The organism is Cysteiniphilum sp. JM-1 (assembly GCF_008711525.1).
Classification (GTDB): domain Bacteria; phylum Pseudomonadota; class Gammaproteobacteria; order Francisellales; family Francisellaceae; genus Caedibacter.
In genome coordinates this window covers 14,053-35,167 of sequence record NZ_VXKS01000010.1, presented here as the reverse complement: position 1 = coordinate 35,167, position 21,115 = coordinate 14,053, and the positions used below count along the sequence as shown (strand labels likewise).

Below are 21,115 nucleotides of genomic sequence, written 5' to 3'. Positions count from 1 at the left end.
TCATTGCTTTTACGGTTTTATGATGAGAAGGAAATAATGTTAAAAATAATCAATAAAGTAACAAGGGTATGTTTTATGGCAGTAGTATTAACCGGCGTGTCACAGGCGTCTGATTGTGATAGCAGCAAACTCACAAAAGCATTTAATTTAATTGCTAAGCGCGCTGAAGTTATGCAATTAGTTGCTGCTGATAAATACTCAGATAAGACAAGTATTTACGCACCAGCGCGTGAGATACAGGTGTTACAAAATGTTCAAGCAATTGCGAACAAAGAAAATTTACCACTTTATCCAACCTTAATGTTTAGTCAATTACAAATGGATATGTCAAAGTTTATTGAGCAGTATTGGCTAGACAAGTGGCTCGCTGACCCTAAAAACTTTGATCATAAAGATTTAGATTTAACGAACTTAAGAGCGACAATAAGTAGTGTTGATAAATCACTTTATCCTGCGATTAAAGATGCATTACCATCGCTTAAGCGCTGCTCATTAGCGATTAGCTCAAAAGCATTTAAAGCAGCGATGAATAAAGTCGAAGGAGTGCCTAGTAATCCGGATTATGTGAATATGATGTTGGCAAGCTTAGTGGCAATTTCTCAAGCTCAGCAATAATCTTTTGTGGTAGCAGTTTATTCATGCAATCCATATGTCCTAATGGGCATTCGCGTTTAAAACAAGGGCGACATTCAAGACCATCAAGATAAATACTTTTTGCCAATGTGTTTAATGGTGGCGTGAACTTATCAGAAGTCGAACCATAAATAACAAGTGTTGGGATATTAAGCGCGCAAGCGATATGCATCAATCCTGAATCGTTACTTATAACCCGCTGGCAACTCGCCAATAGATAAACAGCCTCTGGCAGTGTGGTTTTTCCGGCTAAGTTAAATAAATGCGCATGATGATTGCAACCTTTACTAATATCTGAAGTGGTTTGCTGATCTTTAGCGCCACCTAATAAAAGCACTTGATAATTTTGATCCAACAGATATTGCGCAAGCTCTGTATAATACACACTTGGCCATTTTTTGGCAGGACCAAACTCAGCCCCTGGGCACAGCGCGATAATCGGCTTATCTTTGGTTAAACGATACTTAATCAGTGTAGTGTCAACTAAATGACGATCAACATTAAACTTAGGGTAGGGCATTTTTTCGGGTAAGTGCTCTTTTTTAGTAATGCCTAATGCGCAAAAACGCTCAATCATTAAGGGGTATTTTGCTTTATCGAGTTTACGGCGATCATTTAACAGCACAAAACGCATTTCGCCATGCCAGCCAGTGCGCTTTTTAATGCGAGCAAAAAAAGGAATTAATGCCGATTTCCATGAGTTGGGTAAGACGATTGCATCGGTATAACTTTTGCCTTTAAATTCAAGTGCTTTTTGTTTGCGTGCATTAAAACCAAATTGACCATGCTTAAATTCAAGCTCAAAAGCTTGATTAATTTCAGGCATGAGCTGCGCGAGCTCACAACAATGTTTGGGGGCTGCAATATCAATAATACAGCTGGGGTCTTGTGATTTGAGAAAGCGATAAAGTGATTGCGACATCACCATATCACCGACCCAACTGGGTGCGATAATGAGATATTTACGCATCAGAGACAGTTTGACTTTGACCATTATCAACGACAACAAAGCGCGTACTGCAATATGGGCAGACGCCTTCGTTTTGGTCATGTAGGTCTATATATACGCGTGGATGCTGGTTCCAAGAAGCGTGCTCAGGAATAGGGCAACAGATTCTTTGTCCACTGGACACTTTGACGGTTTGAATATCTTTAGACATAAAAAAACACTCTAGCTAACTATGCACAATGACGCGTAGTGTAGCATAGAGTGTTGGTTGCGACAATTCGTCTACTCGTCTACTTTGAATTAAGTAGAAAGTTACTGGGGTGCTCTAAAGCTATCTTTGACATCATAAATCACCACCCATGGCAGACCCTCTGCTTTTGACTCATCACTTGGAATGATGGTTGCAATATGGACAGGTGTTTAGGTACGTGCACTGAGGGGTCACATCTAAATTGGAAATGATTTTATCTGTTGTTCATACTCTTGTTGGCAATCATTAAGTGATAGTTTTGAATATATTTCTAAAGATTTTCTACTTTCATGCCCTGAGTAAGATTGAATTAAGGCATCATCTACACCTTTTTTCTTCATCCAAGTAAACAAAAAATGTCTCAGCTTATGGGGAGATATTGCATGATCAAGACCTGCCTCATCTGAATATTTTTCTAAAATCTTGCGTATTCCCCTGTCTGAATAGGGTTTTTTCCAGTTTGATTCAAATAAATAGACTGCTTTTTCTTTGTGCATACTATTAATATGTACAGCTAGCACCTCAGTAAAATGGTTAGGAAATGGTATAATTCTATCTTTGTTTCCTTTGCCTTGATTAACTCTAATTTGACAACGATCCAAGTCAACATCTGATATCTTTATATTAATTAATTCAGATACTCGAACGCCTGTATATAATAGTGTTTTTACTATTACAACGTATTTCATGTTTCTAGACTGCCAAACAACTTTATAGTACTTGCTAATTTCTTCTTCAGTAGGAACATAAGGTAATTTTTTTGGCTCCGACTTATTAACTTTTATATCCAATTCTTGACGAATATGTCTAAAAAGTTCTTTTAGGTAGTTATAATCTGGATTGTCTTTTTTAAGCTGTTTCGAAAACTGCTTCGCTCTTTCTCTTACGGGTGTTCGTTGATTGTTCATTATGCACTGCCTCATTCAATATATTGTTGTCAAAATTAATGCGCTCATCAAAATTGATTGGGAATATACCATATGGATTGATGTGAGTTGATAATAGGGGTTTTCCTGTCTTTGATCGACATAACATAATATCGTCATCAGACAAAAGATTATCTTTGTTCATCAAATAAGTTCCTATAATTACTGGTATCGGTAGCAGATATATGCAAGATTCTACAATATCATCGAAATTCTATATAAAAAAACCAACTACAACAACAAAAAGTGCAAATAAATATTTTTTAGGAACTTATATCTTTGCTATTTCTTTCGTGTTATGGTGTGACGGCTACATGGCAATATCGCAGTGTACATAAATCAATAAAGAGATATAAAAATTATGAGTAATAAAGTACAAGGTACCGTAAAGTTTTTTAATAGTGCAAAAGGATTTGGATTTATTCAACCTGATAATGGAAGTAACGATGTTTTTGTACATATCACAAACCTAGATGCCACTGGTGGGCATTTGCAAGATGGTCAAAGCGTTATGTTTGAAACACAGCAAGGCAAGAAAGGACCCGAAGCCATTAATGTTGAGTTGGCATAATGCCTCGCATTAGAGTCGATGATCGTAAACCTTTTGACATAGCGCTAAGGCAGTTTAAACGAGCATGTGAAAAGGCTGGAATTGTTAAAGAGATGCGAGAACGACAACATTATACAAAACCTACAGAACAAAGAAAAATAGCCAAAAGAGCGGCAATTAAACGCGCTAAAAAAGAATCAAGAAATGCATTTTCTTCTAGAGCATTTCGCTAAATGAATAACCGTTTTATCCATCCACGATATTATACGAGCTGGATACTTGTTTTTTGTCTGAAATTATTTGTTCGGTTACCCTACAAATGGCAAATGAGAGCGGGAAGATTTATTGGCAGAAAGTTTTATAAACTAGCAAAGCGTCGTTATAAAATAACTTATCGCAACCTTCAATTATGCTTCCCAGATAAATCAACAACAGAGCTTGAAAAATTATGCCAGAAATCATTTGAAGCCCTTTGCATGTCCGGCATTGAAACTGTTATTGCATGGTTTATGCCAGATAAAAAGTTTAGGAAGATTTATTTGGATAAGCAGTTTTCTAAGGATTTTATTAATCATGACCCTAATCACGCTATGATATTGCTTGGTGGTCACTTTAGCTGCATGGAAATAATGGGTAGGTTAATGGCAAGCAACCTTAAAAATTTCAATGTAAGCTTTATTTATCAAAAGCATAAATCTGATTTTTTTGAGTACATAATGACTTCTTCCCGCAGTCGTTATGCCAAGCTCTGTATTCAACGTAAAAATGTGTTCTCCATTATTAAGAACCTGTTAAGAGGTGAGACTATTTGGTATGCACCTGATCAAGACTTTGGCAACGAGAGAACTTTGTTTGTTCCTTTTTTCAAAGTCCCTTGCGCAACGCTAACTGCTACAGGCTGGTTAGCAAAAAACGGTAAGAGTGATGTAATACCGTGCTATTACATCAGAAAGAAAGATTTGTCAGGTTATGAAATCCATATGATGTCAAAATGGCATAACTTTCCATCAGGAAATGACTACGATGACGCTGAACGATATAATCAATTTCTAGAAAAGATAATTTTAAGCTACCCAGATCAATATTTATGGCAACATAGAAGATTTAAAACCAGACCCAGTGGTGAAGAAGCTCTTTATCATTAAGGTGTTTTTGGAATGTAGTCCCTCAGCGCACGTACCTTAACAACTGTCCAAATGGTGAAAGAATGGTTAAGCTTAAAATTGATAGTAGACTTCTTTGCATATAACAAAACTCCGCACAGTTAAGTCTGCTATCTTCGCTAAACTAGGAAGATCGCATAATGCACAAATGTGTATCGTTATGTATTTCTTTTGATATATCAATGAGTAATTAAGAAATAAGCGTTGCAAGCTTTGGCATGTCTAATATTGTAATATCTTTATGCTTAGCTTGAACGATGCCATCTTTGACCAATGTTTTAAAAGCACGCGAAACCGTTTCAATACTTAGGTTGAGATGATTTGCAATCTCTAAATGCTTCATCGGTAAAGTAAAGGATGTGTTGGAGTAACCACAGCGTTTTTGATGAGTGCTTAAGCGATAAATAAACTGTGCTAACTTAATATGTGCCTCACAGGTCGCGTCAACAAGATGAATGGCAGCATTAAATTTCTTACTCATTAATTGCAAGAAATCCAAGTTAGATAGTGTGTCATTTGAAATAGCTTTCACAAAGCTCGGGTAATCAAAGCCACATACCGTACTATCCTCTAAAGCAATGGCGTTTAATTGATGTAGATTTGATTCAATGCCATCAAATCCAAAGGCATCACCTTGTAGGCAAAAATCAACGATATGTTCATGCGCGTTCACTAGTTTAAAGCTACCAGCACGCACACTATAAAAGGCAGTTAGATTGCGATTGATTGTATATAACGCATCGCCTTTTTTAATATTAACCGCAATGGACTTCACTTGAGTTAATGTTTTGTCATCATCAAATGGATTGATATTAAGTGCGCTACATAAATCACGGCAATCACAAAAATGACAGGTTTTAGGGCGACCGGTTAATTTATGGGCTTGATGTATCACCATGAATTTGCTTCAACTATTCTATAAGAGATATCAGGCATTGTGCCAAAAACTTGATCTATGTCAACAAAGAGCAAGCTTAAGTGATTGATTTATCTTTGATAGTTTAGCTCGGTGATAACTCAAACTACAATAGGCAGCAAGATGCTTTGTCGTATGCGAAGTGTTGATAACGATGTTCAATCATATGAAGGGTAGTATAAATGATACCAAGTCTATTATCAGTGGAGCTTGCGCGTTGGCAATTTGCCTTTGTTGCCTGCTTTCACTTTATTTTTGTACCATTGACACTGGGGCTTACGTGGATTATTTTCACGATGGAGCTGATGTATGTCATCACTGGCAAACAAGTCTATAAAGACATGACCAAGTTCTGGGGAAAACTCCTTGGAATTAACTTTGCAGTGGGTGTTTTGTCAGGTTTAACGATGGAGTTTTCATTTGGTTTAAACTGGGCATATTACTCACAATTTGTTGGCGATATTTTTGGAACACCATTGGCGATTGAGGGCTTAGTTGCCTTTATGCTTGAATCAACCTTTGTGGGTATGTTCTTCTTAGGTTGGAACAAGCTCTCTAAGAAACAGCATCTATGTGTGACATTTTGTTTAGCCATTGGTTCAAACTTGTCTGCACTTTTAATTTTAGTTGCAAATGGCTTTATGCAAGTCCCAGCTGGCGGCGAATTTGTCTGGCAGACAATGCGTATGGAAACAACGCATTTGTGGGATTTGTTCATTAACCCGATAGCACAAATTGGCTTTGCACATACGGTAATTGCCGGTTATGTAACATCATCTGTGTTTGTCATTGGTATCAGTGCTTTTTACTTGCTACGCAAGAAAAATAAAAGTGATGTTGCCTTTGCTAAACGTTCGATGGGGGTTGGCTTAGGCTTTGGTTTAATTGCTTCACTAATGGTGATGGTAATGGGTGATGAACAGGGTATTTTGGCATATAAATATCAGCCAATGAAGCTTGCTGCGATTGAAGCGGAGTGGGGTACACAAGCACCTCCGGCTAACTTTAATGTCATTGCCTTCCCTAACCAGTCTGAGCGCAAGAATGACTTCTCAATTCAAATTCCTCATCTATTAGGTTTATTAGCCACACATTCCTTTGATCAGAAGATTTATGGTGTTAATACCATACTCTTTGATGGCTATACTGATGTCATGACAGGTAAAGAAATTCCTGCAGTTACTACACGCATTGCCAACGGTGCCAAGGCATATGAAGCGATGATGAAAATGCGCGATGGCTCGGCTGCAAAAAGTGACTACGCTACTTATAACGAATATCACCAAGATCTAGGTTATGGCATGTTGCTATTACGTTATTTGCCAGTCGGTGAGCCATTGACTCAAGCGACTTCTCAACAGATTCGTGCAGCAGCCTTAGATACAGTGCCAAATGTTTCAACCATATTCTGGACATTTAGAATAATGGTTGGCATTGGTGTATTTATGTTCCTTGTCATGATTGGCGGCTTGATCTTACTCTTTAGAAAAACTTTATGGCAGAAGCGTTGGGTTTTACGAACGATGCTTTATATGATCCCATTACCGTGGATTGCTTGCTTATGCGGTTGGATTGTTACCGAACACGGACGCCAACCATGGACAGTGTATGATATGTTGCCAACAACCGTAAGCTCATCGATGATTAATGGTTGGGATATTTTATTCACATTAGTAATATTCTGCTTGTTCTATGCCTTATTGTTCGCTGTTGAAATGTATTTGATGTTTAAGTTTGCGCGCTTGGGACCAAGCAAAGTCCTTAATAAAGCAGCGGCAACTACGAAGGAGAAGCAATAATGATGGATTTATATAGTGTTATTCAGTTATTAAGCTGGTTAGCGGTTGGTCTTATCATGTTCTTGACAGCTGCAACAATGTGCTTTGACTTTGGTGCGGGCATCTTGGCACGTTTTGTCGGTAAAAATGACAATGAAAAACGTGCCATTATCAATATAGTTGCACCAACATGGGATGGTAATCAGGTCTGGTTAATCACCGCCGGTGCTGGATTGTTTGCGATTTGGCCACGTGTCTATGCCGGTTCATTCTCAGGTATGTACTTAGGTGTTTTGGTTGTGCTTTGGGGCTTGTTTTTACGTCCTGTTGCTTTTGAATATCGCCATAAAATTGAAAACACCAAATGGGCAGGTTTCTGGGATTGGATGCTGTGCTTAGGTAGCTTGATTCCTATTTTGATCATTGGTGTCGCTATTGGTAATTTATTCTTAGGCTTGCCATTTCAATTTGATCCGCATAGCTTACGTTTTTACTATGGTGAAACCAAAGCATTGGTGCAAGAGCCTGCCTTTGTTTCATTAATTGGACTATTAAGACCATTTGCATTATTAATTGGTATTTTTGCCGTAATTATGTCGATTATGCATGGTGCGTCATATTGCGCAATGCGTACCAGTGGGGTGTTATTAGATCGTTTTGTTAAGATCCAAAAAGTAAGCGCATGGCTTTTTATCATCCTGTTTGCCATCGGTGGTATTTGGCTTATCTTTATTCCTGGCTTTCACTGGCAGCTAGCGAGTGACTTAAGCACATATTCACAAGCGATCAATCACCCATTAACAGGTGGCATTGTGACCGTGACACAAGGTGGTTGGTGGAGTAATTATGGCAATCATATCTGGATGCTAATCGCGCCTGTATTAGGCTTTGTTGGCGCAATAATGGTATTAAGCTTTGCTAAGAAATCAAATCCACTACTTGCATTTTCAGGTAGTGTTATCGCATGCTTTGGTGCGGTGTTTACACTAGGCTTTAGCTTATTTCCATTTATCATGCCATCAAGCATTGAACCTATGCAAAGTATGGTGCTTTGGAATTCAAGTAGCTCATTGATTTCACTGATTGGCATATTAATTGTGGCAGTGATTATGCTGCCAATCATTTTTATCTACACAACCTTTGTTTACAAGAAGATGTGGGGTAGAGATACTAAAATGACAGCGCAAGAAGTAGAACAACGCTCGCATGAGTTATATTAAAAAAACTAAGAGGTTTTTAAAAAATGAAACTAATTTTATGGATTATTGGCATTGCCGCTTTGGTGTTGTCCTATGTATTTGAAAGCTTTTATATATTCTGGTTGGCAACGGCTTTTACTGCAGTTGTTGCTGGGTGCACTGTTGCGCATAGTGTTGACAAAAACCTGCCTGCTGAAAGCGAATAACAACTCAATTTCTCCAATGGAATCATATTTTCATCAAATATCCTTCTTCATGCGCGACATATTTTTTATTTTACACTACACTTATTTGTGATTAAGATGCGCATGGATTGCCAAATTGGCATTAAGAAAACAGGAAAGACACATGAGAATATGCTTTATTATGTACCCTTGGGAGCGTGTTGAACCAAAGATGGATTCAACATTACGTTTGATTCACGAATGTGTTAAAAGAGGGCATACAGTTGCAATTGCAACACCTAGTAATCTCACGATTCGTGATAGTGTTGCACAGGCTTATGCAGATGTTTTCACTAAAGAGACAAAGGTTAGCTCAAGTTTTGTATCCTTTTACAATAATGCTAAGTTTAAACGCTGCCAATTGCCATTATCAGGTTTCGATGTGATTTTTATGCGTGATAATCCGCCATTGGATAATCTGGCATTAAACTTCCTTGATTCAATTCATTCAGATACCTTTATTATGAATAGCTTAAATGGGCTTAGAATCGCTAATAATAAGCTTTATACTGCAGGCTTTAATGATCATGAAAATCGTTTTATTCCAGTGACTCATGCTTCAAAAAACCGTGAATATTTACAGCGTGTTCTTGAAGAAGAATCAGGAGAGAAGATGATACTGAAACCACTAAATGGTTTTGGTGGAGAAGGTGTGATCGTTGTTGAGAAAAAAGCGTCTTCTAATTTCAAATCGCTGCTTGATTTTTATATAGGGGATAAAAACTCCAAAGGCAATTATGTTATTTTGCAAGAGTATGTTGATGGTGCTGAAGAGGGAGATGTACGGATTCTGATGCTCAACGGTGAGCCAATAGGTGCGATGAAACGCGTACCTGCTAAAGATGATATTCGCTCAAACGTGCACGCAGGTGGGCATGTGCAAAAGCATAGCTTAAGCAAACAAGAAAAAGCACTATGTAAATTTATTGGTCCTAAATTGGTAGAAGATGGACTTTATTTTGTTGGGATTGACGTTATCAATGGCAAATTGATTGAGGTTAATGTCCAAAGCCCAGGTGGAATCTCACGAATTAATATGTTAAACAAAGTCAAACTACAAGAAAAAGTCATCGATTTCTTGGAAAATATTGTAGTCACACGCAAAAATTTGATCAAACATAAGAAGTTATTAACCAAGGTGATTGATGATGCTAACGCTAACGACCAATGAAATTATTGACAAAATAAATGCCAACGAATGCTTTGAGGCAACGGTTAATCATGGTGGGTTTAGTATTTCCATTCGTGATTATGCACCATTTATTGCTACGGCTATTCATGCGGGTAGCAACTTTGATAGCGCGCTTAAATCTCACTGTAAGCTGACGGAAACTGAGCGCTATTTTGAAGAAGATCCATTTACCGATCATTTTATTACCGGACTGCCAATAACATTAATTGCCCATGATTCGCGTTATGCGTATGATCTAAATCGCGCACTAGATTCATGTATTTATGATACTGCCTGGGGTAAAGCCGTTTGGCATACGCCACTTGCCAGTAAAGTAAAGAATAATTTAATCGCTAAGCATAAAAGTTATCATGAGGTGCTTTCAGCGCTTGTGAATGTAATTGAAAGCACATATCAAAAATGCTGTATTATCGATGTACACAGTTATAATTATCAACGTATTACGGATAAAGTCACACCGGTGTTTAACATTGGCACACATTTTATCAATAAACGTAAATGGCATAACACGCTTAAAAAGTTCAGCCTAGCACTGTTAACTGAAATGGCTATTCCTAATATTGAAACGACTGTTGAGCATGATTTGGTATTTTATGGACGCGCTTATCAGGCTGAGTTTATTCATACACAGTTTAAAAACACCTTACTTATACCTTTAGAGGTCAAAAAAATCTATATGGATGAGTTAAGTGGCGAGCATTATCCTTTAGTTATTGAGGCAATTGCGCAAGGCTTGCAAAGTGCGATATATAAAACTATGGAAGGATTTAGTAAAACTCCTCGTCAAGTACGCCAAAAAAATAAGGGCATGCTTGACAAAGGATTACTTGCTTTTGATAAACGGCTTTTTCAATTATCACGTAAGATCGATGTGCTTAATTATGTTAATCCGATTAACTTTCACACCGAGAAGAAGAAATTTTTCCAAAAGCGTGGTGATTACGAGCCAAAATTTCATTATCGCCAGTTAAAAATCAATCCGTTTGAGTTTAGAGAAAAGCTTTATCATTTACCTTTGCATGATGTTGAATCTCCTGCGTTAAGACAATTATATTGTGAGGTGATCGACTCAATTGCATTAGATGTCGATCTTTTAACAAGTGTTGGCAAAGATGAATTTTTTTATAATAGTTTGCGTATTTATGGTGAGCCAAGTAACCGTGATATTGCTAATGCCAATTTTTTACTACATGCACCTGATATTACTAAACCTTGCAAAACAAGCTATGAAGGTGATGAGATTATTAATGCTTTTGAGGAAGTCATTCAGAGTTATCAAATCGACTTCAAAATCAAGCTTTCCGATCAGATTATTGCCAAAGCAATGGTTGATAATGGCAAAAAAGAAGTCGTGATTAACAAAAATGCTAAGTTCAATCATAAAGAGTTACAAGCGCTGATTCATCATGAGGTCGGTGTGCATGCATTAACAACCATTAACGCTGAATCTCAACCTTTGTCATTATTGCGTTTAGGCTTGCCAAATAATACGCATACGCAAGAGGGCTTAGCAATCTTTAGTGAGTATTTGTCAGGCAATTTAACGATTAAGCGTCTGCATGAATTAGCACTTCGTGTTATCGCTGTTGAGCATATGATTAAGCATATGCAGTTTTCTAAAACTTATCATTACTTGCGCTCGATCAGTGGGCTTGAATCGCATGCCTGTTTTCGTTTGGTTGCACGCGTTTATCGTGGTGGTGGCTTTAGCAAAGACTTCTTATATCTTAGTGGCTTGCGTGAGATTATTGATGCACATCAAAGGATGGATATTAATCTGTTATTTACTGGCAAAACCAGTCTTAAATACCTTGATAGCTTGCATAAAATTGCTAAAGAAGGGTATTTGATAGCGCCTAAGCTTATTCCCGTAAGTTATCAATCACCAACCGTTGATGCCGATGATCAAATCATTCGTTATTTGATGCAGTCGATTAAATAATTAAAATCATTAAAATCACTAAAATAATCAATGCCATTCATAGACGCCAAAAGGCACCTATGTTATAGTTTGTGCTCAAATCACTTATACAGTTAGGTTTGAATCATGCTACTTCCTTATGCTAAATCAACGCATCCAGTCACACGAAAATTACACAAGATTGTACAAAACAAAAAAACGAATTTGGCATTGTCAGCTGATGTCACCGATAGTAAATCACTTTTAAAGCTTGTTGAGAAAACAGCAGATCATATTGCTATCTTGAAAACACATATTGATATTGTCTCTGACTTTACACCACAATTGACACGAGAATTACGCCAAATCGCCGATGAGGCAGGGTTTCTTATCTTTGAAGATCGTAAGTTTGCGGACATTGGTAACACCGTTTGTCATCAAGTGCGTGATGGGATTTATCATATTGCTGAATGGGCGGATATTATTAATGCCCATCTTTTGCCTGGGGTTGGCATTATTGATGGGTTAAAAGAAGGGTGTAAAGGGTGTGATATTGGTTTACTTCTGTTGGCACAAATGAGTAGTAAAGGCAATCTATTTAGTAATGAATACACACGAAAAACTGTAGTTGAGGCAGAGCAAAATAAAGACTTTGTAATGGGCTTTATCGCGCAAGAAAAACTAAGTCAAGATAATGATCTAGTAACGATGACACCTGGAGTGAATTTTGAATCCATGGGTGATAATTTAGGGCAAAACTACAATATCCCTCAACACGTTATCACGCACAAGAAATCAGATATTATTATTGTTGGACGAGGCATTTATGGTGCGGAAAACCCAGAAAGAGCTGCTTGCAACTATAAAAAGAAAGCTTGGGATTTATTAAGTCAATTGGTGCTTAGTTAGTCGATTGTTTCAAGCGTTCTAGCACTTTGTGTATTTTGAGAATTTTGAGCATTTGAATTTATTTTGATCTTCTTAGGCTGCATTGCTTCAGGAATCTCTTTAAGTAAAGAAATATTTAAAATACCATTTTCAAATTGCGCATCTTTAACCTCAATATGATCAGCAAGCTCAAAAGTGTGTGTAAATGAACGCTCAGCGATACCGCGATGAATAAATTTACGTTCTTTGCTGTCTTCATTTTTGTTGCCGGTGACAGTTAACTTACCTTGATGAACAACAATATCAATCTCAGATTCTTTAAAGCCTGCAATAGCCATACTGATTAAGTAATCATGCTCACCTAAAACTTCGATATTGTAGGGAGGGTAGCTGGTTGGTTTGCCTGTTTCAGCCAATGCAAATAATCGATCAAACCCAATAGCATTTCTAACAAGTGCATCTAATGTATTCATAATTTTACTCCTAATTTAGCAAGTTTATTTTGATGTTTTGAAATCATAGTCATATGACTCAAAAGGTTTTGTAATACCCGTTTGGCATATCACGTGTTGATAAATAGGGGGTAAAATTAGGATTTCAAGAAAAAAATTGAAAAGTTTATATAAATTTAGTGGAAGATAAAAGTGAATGCCTTTGGCATTACTTGTTGCTATGCTATGATGCCAATGGATAGCAAAAGTTAGGAAAAATAATACATTATGTCGAGTAAAAAAGTAGCGACAATCGATTTAGGTTCTAATAGTTTTCATATGTTGATTTCCGAGGTGACAACCGAAGGTGATATCAAAGAGCTTTATCGCGGTAAAAGTAAAGTACAGCTAAGAGCGGGGCTTACTGATGACATGGGACTTACTGATGAAGCCAAAACACGTGCTTTGGAATGTTTGCAAAATTTTGCTTTGTCCATTGATCATTATCAGGTAGATGAAGTCAAAGTCGTTGGCACATATACTCTACGTAAGGCACAGGACAATATTCAGGACTTTTTAACAGAGGCTCAACATATCTTAAAAACAAAAATTGAAGTTATCTCAGGTGAAGAGGAAGCACGTCTTGTCTATGTAGGCGCTTCATCTGTCACTCAAGCCAAAAAGAAACAAGCTTTGATAATCGATATTGGTGGTGGCTCAACAGAACTAGTCATTGGAAAAGGACAAAATCTAAAAGCATTAGTCAGTCTTGAAATGGGTTGTGTCAGCATGCAAAACCAGTTCTTTAATGACGGTTTATTAAGCTTATCCAATATGAGTCAAGCGATTATATATGCAAATAGTTTGATTGAACCAATTGCCACAGAATACATTCAAAAGGGCTGGGAAGTTGTTCTGGGATCCTCTGGCACTATTCGCTCCATTGCGGATTTGGCCTTAGCAAATAACTGGTCAGATGGCAGTATCACACGTGAGGTTTTAGAGAATTTGGCCGCTGAGTTATTACAAAAGAAGGTGGTTGCTAATATTCACTTTAATGGTCTAAGAGCAGATCGCGAAAACATCTTGGCGGGTGGATTTTGCGTACTCTATGCGCTGTTTAATCGTTTATCGATTAAAAACATGTTGAAATCAGATGGCGCGTTGCGTGAAGGAATGTTGTACGAAATCGTCAATAATTATCAAAATAATAAGGATTAGCTATGTCTTATGTTCAAGCGCCCTTAGCCTATCGAATGCGCCCTAAAAACATCAAGGACTATGTAGGGCAGCGACATTTATTAGGTGAACAAAAGATACTAACACGGATGCTTGATAAGTCTCATATTGTGTCAATGATCTTCTATGGCGATCCTGGTGTTGGTAAAACCACTTTGGCCAAAGTCTTGGCACTAGAGCTTTCCTATAACTTTATAGAGCTATCGGCAGTCAGTGCCGGTGTTAAAGATATTAAGCTTGCTGTAGAATCAGCAAAAATGCATTTTGCTGAGCATCAGCAGGCAACTATTTTATTTTTAGATGAGATTCATCGCTTTAATAAATCACAACAAGATGCGTTATTACCTCATGTTGAAAGTGGTGATTTAATCTTAATTGGTGCGACGACGGAGAATCCATTTTTTTCAGTCAATAACGCGTTGTTATCTCGTTTGACAGTACTGCGCTTAAAGCCGTTGTCTCTTGAAGATATTAGTGAGCTTTTGCAATATGTGCTTATCTATGATGAGACACTATCAGCGCATGAGCTCATATTATCAGATACAGTTATTGAGAAAATATATCATTATGCTAAAGGCGATTGCCGACAAGCGCTTAATGTCCTTGAAATGCTTTTTTTAATGGCAGATACCAGTCAAGAAAAATCGGTGGAATTAAATGATGAATTGCTAAATATTGCGTTGGGTGAAAACGCCCATAAGCTCGATAAACAGGGTAATTATTTCTACGATCAATTATCGGCATTTCATAAATCAGTGCGCGGCTCTGACCCAGATGCTGCGATTTTCTGGCTTGCCAATATGATCGAAAGTGGTGCTGATCCTTTGGTGATTGCAAGGCGCATGCTATGTATTGCCTCGGAGGATATTGGTAATGCTGACCCACGCGCACTTAGCGTTGCATTAGATGCATGGCAGTCATATGAACGTTTAGGATTACCAGAAGGGCGCTTGCCACTAATTCAGGCAGCAATTTACCTCGCTTCAGCGCCTAAGAGTAACGCATCATACATGGCATATAAGAATGTTTTTAGCGATTTAAAAAATCATTCAGATGTCAGCGTGCCAATGCATTTGCGTAATGTGAAACCCGCAGGAGAGGTAGCAGGGCAAAGCTATAAATACCCACATGATTTTCCAGATGCGTATGTTAATCAGCGCTATTTACCGGAAGGTATCATTAGCCAATATTACTATCCAACAGATAGGGGGCTTGAAAGTAAGATCGCGCAAAAGCTTACGTATTTAAAATCAAAATACAAAATGTAATATATCGTAAATAACTATTTACATTAAACTCAATAGCACCCATTGACTCTGCAGCATAAATTAATTATTTACAAAAGCACTAAATCTCGCCATTATTGACTTTCCTTGTTCAAAAATGCGTGGTTAAAAACATAATTTTCACGCTAAAATATCGAGAATTTCACCAATAATGAGTACACAACATCAAATCAATCAAAAAAATTTAAGTAAGCGCCAATTTGGCGTCATTTGGTTTATGGAGTTATGGGAGCGTTATGCTTTTTATGGCTTTCAATCATTGTTTTTATTATTTATCACCGCAGAGCATCTTGATGAATCTAAAGCTTATCTGATTTTTGGCATCTTTGCCGCACTGCTATATTTAACACCGACTATTGGCGGCTATATTGCCGATAAATACATTGGTATTAAGCGTGCTTTAGTTGCCGGTGGCATTATGCTCTTTGTTGGTTATGGCATGTTGGCATTGACGCATAATCTTAATACCGTTATGTGGGCATTATCGTTTATTATTGTTGGTAATGGTTTCTTTAAACCGGCACCGACAGCGTTAATCTCAAAGATATTTAGCAATAACGTAGCCAGTTCCAACTCAGCTTTCACGCTATATTACATGGGTGTTAATATTGGTAGTTTCCTAGGAATTGCCATTACCCCAATCATTGCTGAACACACGGGCTATTCAGCAGCTTTTGGAATATCGGTACTGGGGATGATTGTCTCACTACTAAACTATGGCTTGCGTTACCAATTATTAAAAGATATTAACGGTGAACGTGATGGTGAGCACATTAATTTAAAAATTATTGCGATGATTGTCTTAGGTTCCTTAGTGCAAATCGTCGTTTGTTACTTGCTATTTCAGATATCTGATGTCTCCTTTTATCTGATTATAGCGCTATGTATTGTAATGTTTATCTATATGCTACAAGACGCAATGAAAGTGGCAGATATTAAAGTGCGTTTCATGCAAATTATCGGTGTGCTATTGATTATTGAAGCCATTGTTTACTTTGTGATTTATAATCAGATGTTTTCAACCCTTGTCTTATTTGCTAAGCATAATGTGCATTTAACTTTAATTGGTTTAAATGTGTCACCGGCGACTTATGCCTCATTGGATGCCTTTTGGTTAGTTATTTTAAGTCCGATTCTTGCACTATTATATCAACGATCAAAGCGCACTAAATTTTCAATTATCCCTTATAAATATGCATTAGGCACTATCATATCAGGTGCTGCATTTATCGTACTATTTGTCATTTGTCTATTGAGTGCCAAAGATGGTTATATCAATGGTAACTGGATGATTTTATTTTATGTTTTTGCTGCTTTAGCTGAACTACTTGTTGCTGCTCTTGGCTTCTCATTGGTAGCATTATATTTCAGAAAAGAGATCGTCACTCTTGGCATGGGCTTTTTCATGTTGGCATTAGCCGCAGGTGGGGCGCTTGCAGGAAAACTAGGGCAATTAGTTGCCATGCCTGATGGTAAAGTTAATCCATTGGAAAGCCTGCCAACCTATATGTCTTATTTCTTTTGGGTTGGATTAATATGTATCGGCTTAGGTGTGATCTATGTGATATTTGCTTATCTTATGCAGCTTTGGGCTAACAAACATCAGATTGAATTAAAATAACAAAAAGCAGGGCGGCTGTGTCAATTTTAAGATTTTTTTGTGCTTGTTAGCATTTGAATAATGACGACAATAACAACCGTCACAAGATAAAGCACAACAAACTCTGTTAGCGTATGGATGCGAAAAAGACTGGCAATGGAGGTCATTAAGCTAATGATTAACATGACTGAAGCCCCTGCCATAGCGCCAGCAGTACCTCCTAATTGCGGAAATAAGCTTAAGGTTTTACTCAAGTAAATAGGATATAAAATACCGGTAAGAAAGCAGGCGATAAAGATATTAATAAGTAATATGCTAAGGCTTTGGCTAAAGGCAAAACTCATAATAAGGAATACAACATTACTTATAAGCAAAATGGCAAATGAGATATTCATTAGAATTTTATCATCAACAAAGCTTAATAAGCGCCTTACAATCGTTCCAGCAAAATAAGCGATACCGATAAATAATGAAATATAACCAAAGATTGCGGCAGAATAATGTAATATTTCTTGAATATAAAAGCTGCCAATAATCCCAAAATAAAGCAGCAGCATATACAGCACGCCACTTTGTAAAATAGCCCCTAAAAACTGCTGACAGCTTAGGACGAGCTTATAATTAGCAAACACTTTAGATAGACTTAATTTGTGCTTGTGTACATGAGTTTCAGGCACATAACGATAAACAAACGCCATAAGAATAAAGGAATAAAATGCAAGAAACACAAAGCTTGCTTTCCATGAAATATACTCCTGTAGCAAGCCGCCAATAAAGGGTGCCAAAATCGGTCCAAGACCCCAAGCAATCGTCATTGATGAAGAGACTTTTTTCATCTCTTGCGCGCTAAAGATATCGGTGGCTTGCGCGCGATTCATTGATGACACACTTCCTGCACAAATACCTGTGATAAAACGGAAAATAATAACCCATGACATTGACGGTGATAATGCAATAGCAATATTAAATACCATATTAAGCGCCAAACTCCATAAGACAATTTTGCGCCGTCCCAAAGCATCAGCAATCGTGCCAAAAACAATCATGCCGATAAATGCGCCGAGCATAAATAAACTAATGCTTAATTTAGTTGCTGTTGCTGTGCTATTAAAATAGGCACTCATATGTGGCAATGAAGGTGTGTAAAGATCAATACCAATACCAAATATTGGCGTACAAAGTAAAAGCGCTATCAGCGTCTTGGATTTATCCATGATGATTAAATAATAAGGTCAGTTTGCATAATAAAAGATGATAGTTACTTTGGTTGAATTAACAAGATGATCACAAGCATAAATGTATGAAGCTTATTATGAGGCAGTTGTTTTACTATGATTATATAGATTCGCATAATATATATTATGTTAAATTAAATCTACCATGCTTTTATAGAATCATGCGTCTCAATAACTGAATTATTAAGCCATACTTCATCATCAGAGATAAAAGCTGGTTATGAAGCATGGAAAGATGATATGGGCGGAGTTTTATCCGCTGATGATGTTGCTAATGCCGCTATCTATGCTTATATGCAGCCACAAAATGTTTGCATTATGTTTGCATTCGCGAAATTGTTATTGCGGCAACAAAACAACAACCTTAATTGATATATACCCATCAAAAAGTGATTTGTGGAGGGGTGGTTATCTGACTTTAACCTTAAGCAGCACGTCCATTTTGTGACTTGGCAAGTTTAACTGACGAATAAGCCATTACGCGCCATACTTTGCGTTCAGTTTTGAATTTACGCTTTAATTCCTTATAGCGCTCTTTAAGTTGAATTATTTGTGTTGATGGAAGTTTATCTTTCTTTGCTTGCAAACAGGCTTGTTTGGCCTTTGCCCAGTCTTTAATACTATCAAAAAGCAATTTATACTGCGTCTCTAAGCGCTGCTCAAAGTCAACAACTAACTTGATATAACGTTTATCTTTAAGCTTGTTTTGTGCATGTTTCAATTGCATCGACGCGCGTGCTGCTTCAATCACAGGCTTTGGTGTGGTTTTTAGATCATATGCCCAACCAATTTTTGATGCACTAAAAATAATCCATTTAGAAGGATCAAAGTCATACCATTTGACACCATTGCGATAGTCTCCAGCATACTTGTGATGATAGTTATGATAACCCTCTCCATAAGTTACTAATGACAAAATAGGATTATCACGTGCGGTATTCTCATCAGAGTATTTCTGTTTACCCCAAATGTGCGCTAGTGAGTTAATAAAGAATGTAAAATGATGATTAAGCACTAAACGTAATAAGCCCGCTAATAACAAACACCCACCAATACTGCCATAGGTAGCTCCAATAAGCATTGGCAATAATACACACATAAAAATAGCTAATGGCACATAGTATTTATGTTGAAAAGCAACGATCTTATCTTTCTCAAGATCATTGACGTTTTCAATTTTACTCACTTTTCTTGGTAACTCTCTTAGCATCCAAGTGAAATGGCTATACCAAAAGCCTTTGGTTGCTGCATAAGGGTCAAGTTCCTTATCATCAACATGACGGTGATGCTTACGATGATCCGATGACCATTTGATAATACTGTTTTGCAAAGCTGCCGCACCAAATAGCATAAAAAAGATCTTAAGGGGTGCTTTTGCTTTGTAGGCGCGATGCGACCACAAGCGATGATAGCCTGCAGTAATCGACAAGCCAGTTGCTATCATAAAAAAGGCAAACCAAAGCCAGTCAGCCAAGGAAAAGCCATAAGTTACGGCATAATATGGAATAAATATTAATGCCGCAATCGGTGTTAACGTTAAAATCAGCACACTTTTCATATCAAGTGGCCGTTTTTCTACATTGTTTTGCATACGTATCCTTTTTCTAAGTTAATTCAGCAAAAAACAAAAATGCGAAAACGCAAAGCGAAAAATGAATCTCCACTGCTCATCTTATCGCAAATCTCTAAAAATACTAGGATTATTTTTCGCACAATGACAAGGCAAAAGCGCTAGCCCCTTTTATACCTACATCAGTATCCATCACGACAAAAACCGGAATCTCTTTCATTAACCCCGTCATACGTCCTTTATCATGGAAGTTTTTCATAAAGCGGCCATCTTGCATTTGCTTAATAAGCTTTGGCGCAATGCCGCCAACAATATAAAGCCCACGTTTTGGCAAAGTGGCTAGCGCCATATTTCCAGCAACTGCGCCATAAACTCGAATAAAGATATCGACGGCTCTTAATGACATCGGATCACCCTTTTCAACGGCATATTGCGTAATCAGCTGCGCTTGATCGCCACCTTTATGCATATCGCGTCTTAATTCAGGTGACTCTGGTTGATTATATAAAGGGTTAGCAACGACGTATTTATATATATTAACAAGACCAGGACCGCAACAAATACGTTCGATGGACACACGATGCAGCTTCTTCTTTAAAAATTGAAACAAGCCAATCTGTTCATCATCAACAGGTGCAAAATCTTGATGCCCTCCTTCGCTTGGGTAAACAAAGGTCTTGTTATCATGCTTAGTAACGATCCCCATACCAATGCCAGTGCCCGCACCAACCATTGCAACAGGTGCATTTTGATCAATCGGCGCCTGTTGTAGACAGACTAAGTCTTTGGTTTCCACAGAGTCTAAGCCATAACCGATAGAGGCAAAATCATTAATTAATTTAACCTTACTAATATCAAGCGTTAATACTTCAGCTAACTCGGTTTCCGTAAGTCCCCACGGTAGATTGGTAAATTCAATCGCACCATTTTTAACAGGACCTGCCACAGCAATGCAAGCAGCTTTAATCAACGCCTTATCAATCGCCGATTCGGAAAGAAACTTCTCAATAATGGCGGATAAGCTTTTAAAATCAACGGCTAAATATTTTTTAGCAAATAATACTTTTGACTTTTTGTCTTTATACTCAGTCAACTGCAAACGTGTATTGGTTCCACCAACATCACCAGCTAATACGATCATCTATTTTGTCCTTGTTGTTTAACAAATTAAATCATGGTTAAAATA

At 37.5% G+C, this 21,115-nt stretch carries 21 protein-coding genes and 1 pseudogene; 14 read left to right on the top strand and 8 right to left on the bottom strand.

What is annotated here, in order from left to right:
• Window positions 1-75: 75 nt before the first annotated feature.
• A complete protein-coding gene (locus F3D68_RS06010) occupies window positions 76-615 on the top strand; it encodes a chorismate mutase (RefSeq protein ID WP_191092722.1) in 540 nt (179 codons plus the stop codon).
• Here F3D68_RS06010 and waaF read toward each other — a convergent pair.
• The 3 genes from waaF to F3D68_RS05995 form a co-directional block, all read right to left on the bottom strand.
• Window positions 548-1,603: a lipopolysaccharide heptosyltransferase II gene (gene waaF / locus F3D68_RS06005; RefSeq protein ID WP_151193546.1), complete on the bottom strand. Its 1,056-nt coding sequence runs from the start codon at window positions 1,601-1,603 to the stop codon at window positions 548-550. The genes F3D68_RS06010 and waaF overlap by 68 nt on opposite strands.
• Entirely contained in the window at window positions 1,596-1,793 is a 198-nt protein-coding gene (locus F3D68_RS06000; RefSeq protein ID WP_151193545.1) for a zinc-finger domain-containing protein, read from the bottom strand. Before F3D68_RS06000 ends, waaF begins: the two co-directional genes overlap by 8 nt.
• 236 nt (window positions 1,794-2,029) lie before the next feature.
• Window positions 2,030-2,740: a tyrosine-type recombinase/integrase gene (locus F3D68_RS05995; protein ID WP_151193544.1), complete on the bottom strand. Its 711-nt coding sequence runs from the start codon at window positions 2,738-2,740 to the stop codon at window positions 2,030-2,032.
• Between the two features lie 379 nt (window positions 2,741-3,119).
• Here F3D68_RS05995 and F3D68_RS05990 point away from each other — a divergent pair, with 379 nt between their 5' ends.
• Genes F3D68_RS05990 through F3D68_RS05980 form a run of 3 tightly spaced genes read left to right on the top strand, consistent with a single transcriptional unit; the run spans window position 3,120 to window position 4,453 of the window.
• Entirely contained in the window at window positions 3,120-3,329 is a 210-nt protein-coding gene (locus tag F3D68_RS05990; protein ID WP_151193543.1) for a cold-shock protein, read from the top strand.
• The gene (gene rpsU, locus F3D68_RS05985; protein ID WP_151193542.1) at window positions 3,329-3,541 is read left to right on the top strand and encodes a 30S ribosomal protein S21; all 213 of its coding nucleotides are present in this window, start codon (window positions 3,329-3,331) and stop codon (window positions 3,539-3,541) included. The genes F3D68_RS05990 and rpsU overlap by 1 nt, the downstream gene beginning before the upstream one ends.
• Window positions 3,542-4,453, top strand: a complete 912-nt coding sequence (locus tag F3D68_RS05980; protein ID WP_151193541.1) for an LPS biosynthesis protein — start codon at window positions 3,542-3,544, stop codon at window positions 4,451-4,453.
• 208 nt (window positions 4,454-4,661) lie between these two features.
• On the opposite strand, the gene F3D68_RS05975 is transcribed toward F3D68_RS05980, so the two are convergent.
• Window positions 4,662-5,369, bottom strand: coding sequence for a Crp/Fnr family transcriptional regulator (locus F3D68_RS05975; protein WP_151193540.1), 708 nt, complete (start codon window positions 5,367-5,369; stop codon window positions 4,662-4,664).
• A 200-nt stretch (window positions 5,370-5,569) separates the two neighbouring features.
• On the opposite strand from F3D68_RS05975, the gene F3D68_RS05970 reads away from it, so the two are divergent.
• The 6 genes from F3D68_RS05970 (at window position 5,570) to pyrF (ending at window position 12,589) form a co-directional block, all read left to right on the top strand.
• Complete coding sequence (locus F3D68_RS05970) at window positions 5,570-7,186, top strand: cytochrome ubiquinol oxidase subunit I (RefSeq protein WP_151193539.1); 1,617 nt, start codon at window positions 5,570-5,572, stop codon at window positions 7,184-7,186.
• Window positions 7,186-8,385 (top strand): cytochrome d ubiquinol oxidase subunit II, encoded by a 1,200-nt coding sequence (gene cydB, locus F3D68_RS05965; protein ID WP_151193538.1) that lies wholly within the window; start codon window positions 7,186-7,188, stop codon window positions 8,383-8,385. Before F3D68_RS05970 ends, cydB begins: the two co-directional genes overlap by 1 nt.
• Before the next feature lie 23 nt (window positions 8,386-8,408).
• Window positions 8,409-8,570, top strand: a complete 162-nt coding sequence (locus F3D68_RS11215) for a hypothetical protein (RefSeq protein WP_157968156.1) — start codon at window positions 8,409-8,411, stop codon at window positions 8,568-8,570.
• Between the two features lie 142 nt (window positions 8,571-8,712).
• A complete protein-coding gene (gshB, locus tag F3D68_RS05960) occupies window positions 8,713-9,759 on the top strand; it encodes a glutathione synthase (RefSeq protein ID WP_151193537.1) in 1,047 nt (348 codons plus the stop codon).
• The gene (locus F3D68_RS05955; protein ID WP_151193536.1) at window positions 9,734-11,722 is read left to right on the top strand and encodes a flavohemoglobin expression-modulating QEGLA motif protein; all 1,989 of its coding nucleotides are present in this window, start codon (window positions 9,734-9,736) and stop codon (window positions 11,720-11,722) included. The genes gshB and F3D68_RS05955 overlap by 26 nt, the downstream gene beginning before the upstream one ends.
• A gap of 105 nt (window positions 11,723-11,827) precedes the next feature.
• Window positions 11,828-12,589, top strand: coding sequence for an orotidine-5'-phosphate decarboxylase (gene pyrF / locus F3D68_RS05950; protein WP_151193535.1), 762 nt, complete (start codon window positions 11,828-11,830; stop codon window positions 12,587-12,589).
• On the opposite strand, the gene F3D68_RS05945 is transcribed toward pyrF, so the two are convergent.
• Window positions 12,586-13,041: an Hsp20 family protein gene (locus F3D68_RS05945; RefSeq protein ID WP_151193534.1), complete on the bottom strand. Its 456-nt coding sequence runs from the start codon at window positions 13,039-13,041 to the stop codon at window positions 12,586-12,588. The two genes, pyrF and F3D68_RS05945, sit on opposite strands and share 4 nt — an antisense overlap.
• Window positions 13,042-13,287: 246 nt before the next feature.
• On the opposite strand from F3D68_RS05945, the gene F3D68_RS05940 reads away from it, so the two are divergent.
• The 3 genes from F3D68_RS05940 (at window position 13,288) to F3D68_RS05930 (ending at window position 17,145) form a co-directional block, all read left to right on the top strand.
• On the top strand, window positions 13,288-14,220 hold the full coding sequence (locus F3D68_RS05940; RefSeq protein ID WP_151193533.1) for a Ppx/GppA family phosphatase: 933 nt from the start codon (window positions 13,288-13,290) through the stop codon (window positions 14,218-14,220).
• A gap of 2 nt (window positions 14,221-14,222) precedes the next feature.
• Window positions 14,223-15,506: a replication-associated recombination protein A gene (locus tag F3D68_RS05935; RefSeq protein WP_151193532.1), complete on the top strand. Its 1,284-nt coding sequence runs from the start codon at window positions 14,223-14,225 to the stop codon at window positions 15,504-15,506.
• A gap of 169 nt (window positions 15,507-15,675) precedes the next feature.
• Entirely contained in the window at window positions 15,676-17,145 is a 1,470-nt protein-coding gene (locus F3D68_RS05930; RefSeq protein WP_151193531.1) for a peptide MFS transporter, read from the top strand.
• Between the two features lie 26 nt (window positions 17,146-17,171).
• Here F3D68_RS05930 and F3D68_RS05925 read toward each other — a convergent pair whose 3' ends face one another.
• Window positions 17,172-18,338 (bottom strand): MFS transporter, encoded by a 1,167-nt coding sequence (locus F3D68_RS05925; RefSeq protein ID WP_151193530.1) that lies wholly within the window; start codon window positions 18,336-18,338, stop codon window positions 17,172-17,174.
• Between the two features lie 195 nt (window positions 18,339-18,533).
• On the opposite strand from F3D68_RS05925, the pseudogene F3D68_RS11460 reads away from it, so the two are divergent.
• Window positions 18,534-18,727 (top strand): annotated as a pseudogene (locus F3D68_RS11460) (oxidoreductase); the annotation flags it as partial.
• Window positions 18,728-18,783: 56 nt separating this feature from the next.
• On the opposite strand, the gene F3D68_RS05915 reads toward F3D68_RS11460, so the two are convergent.
• Together F3D68_RS05915 and glk are read right to left on the bottom strand one after the other, a co-directional pair.
• Window positions 18,784-19,950, bottom strand: coding sequence for an acyl-CoA desaturase (locus tag F3D68_RS05915; RefSeq protein ID WP_151193529.1), 1,167 nt, complete (start codon window positions 19,948-19,950; stop codon window positions 18,784-18,786).
• Window positions 19,951-20,059: 109 nt separating this feature from the next.
• Entirely contained in the window at window positions 20,060-21,070 is a 1,011-nt protein-coding gene (gene glk, locus F3D68_RS05910; protein ID WP_151193528.1) for a glucokinase, read from the bottom strand.
• Window positions 21,071-21,115: the final 45 nt, after the last annotated feature.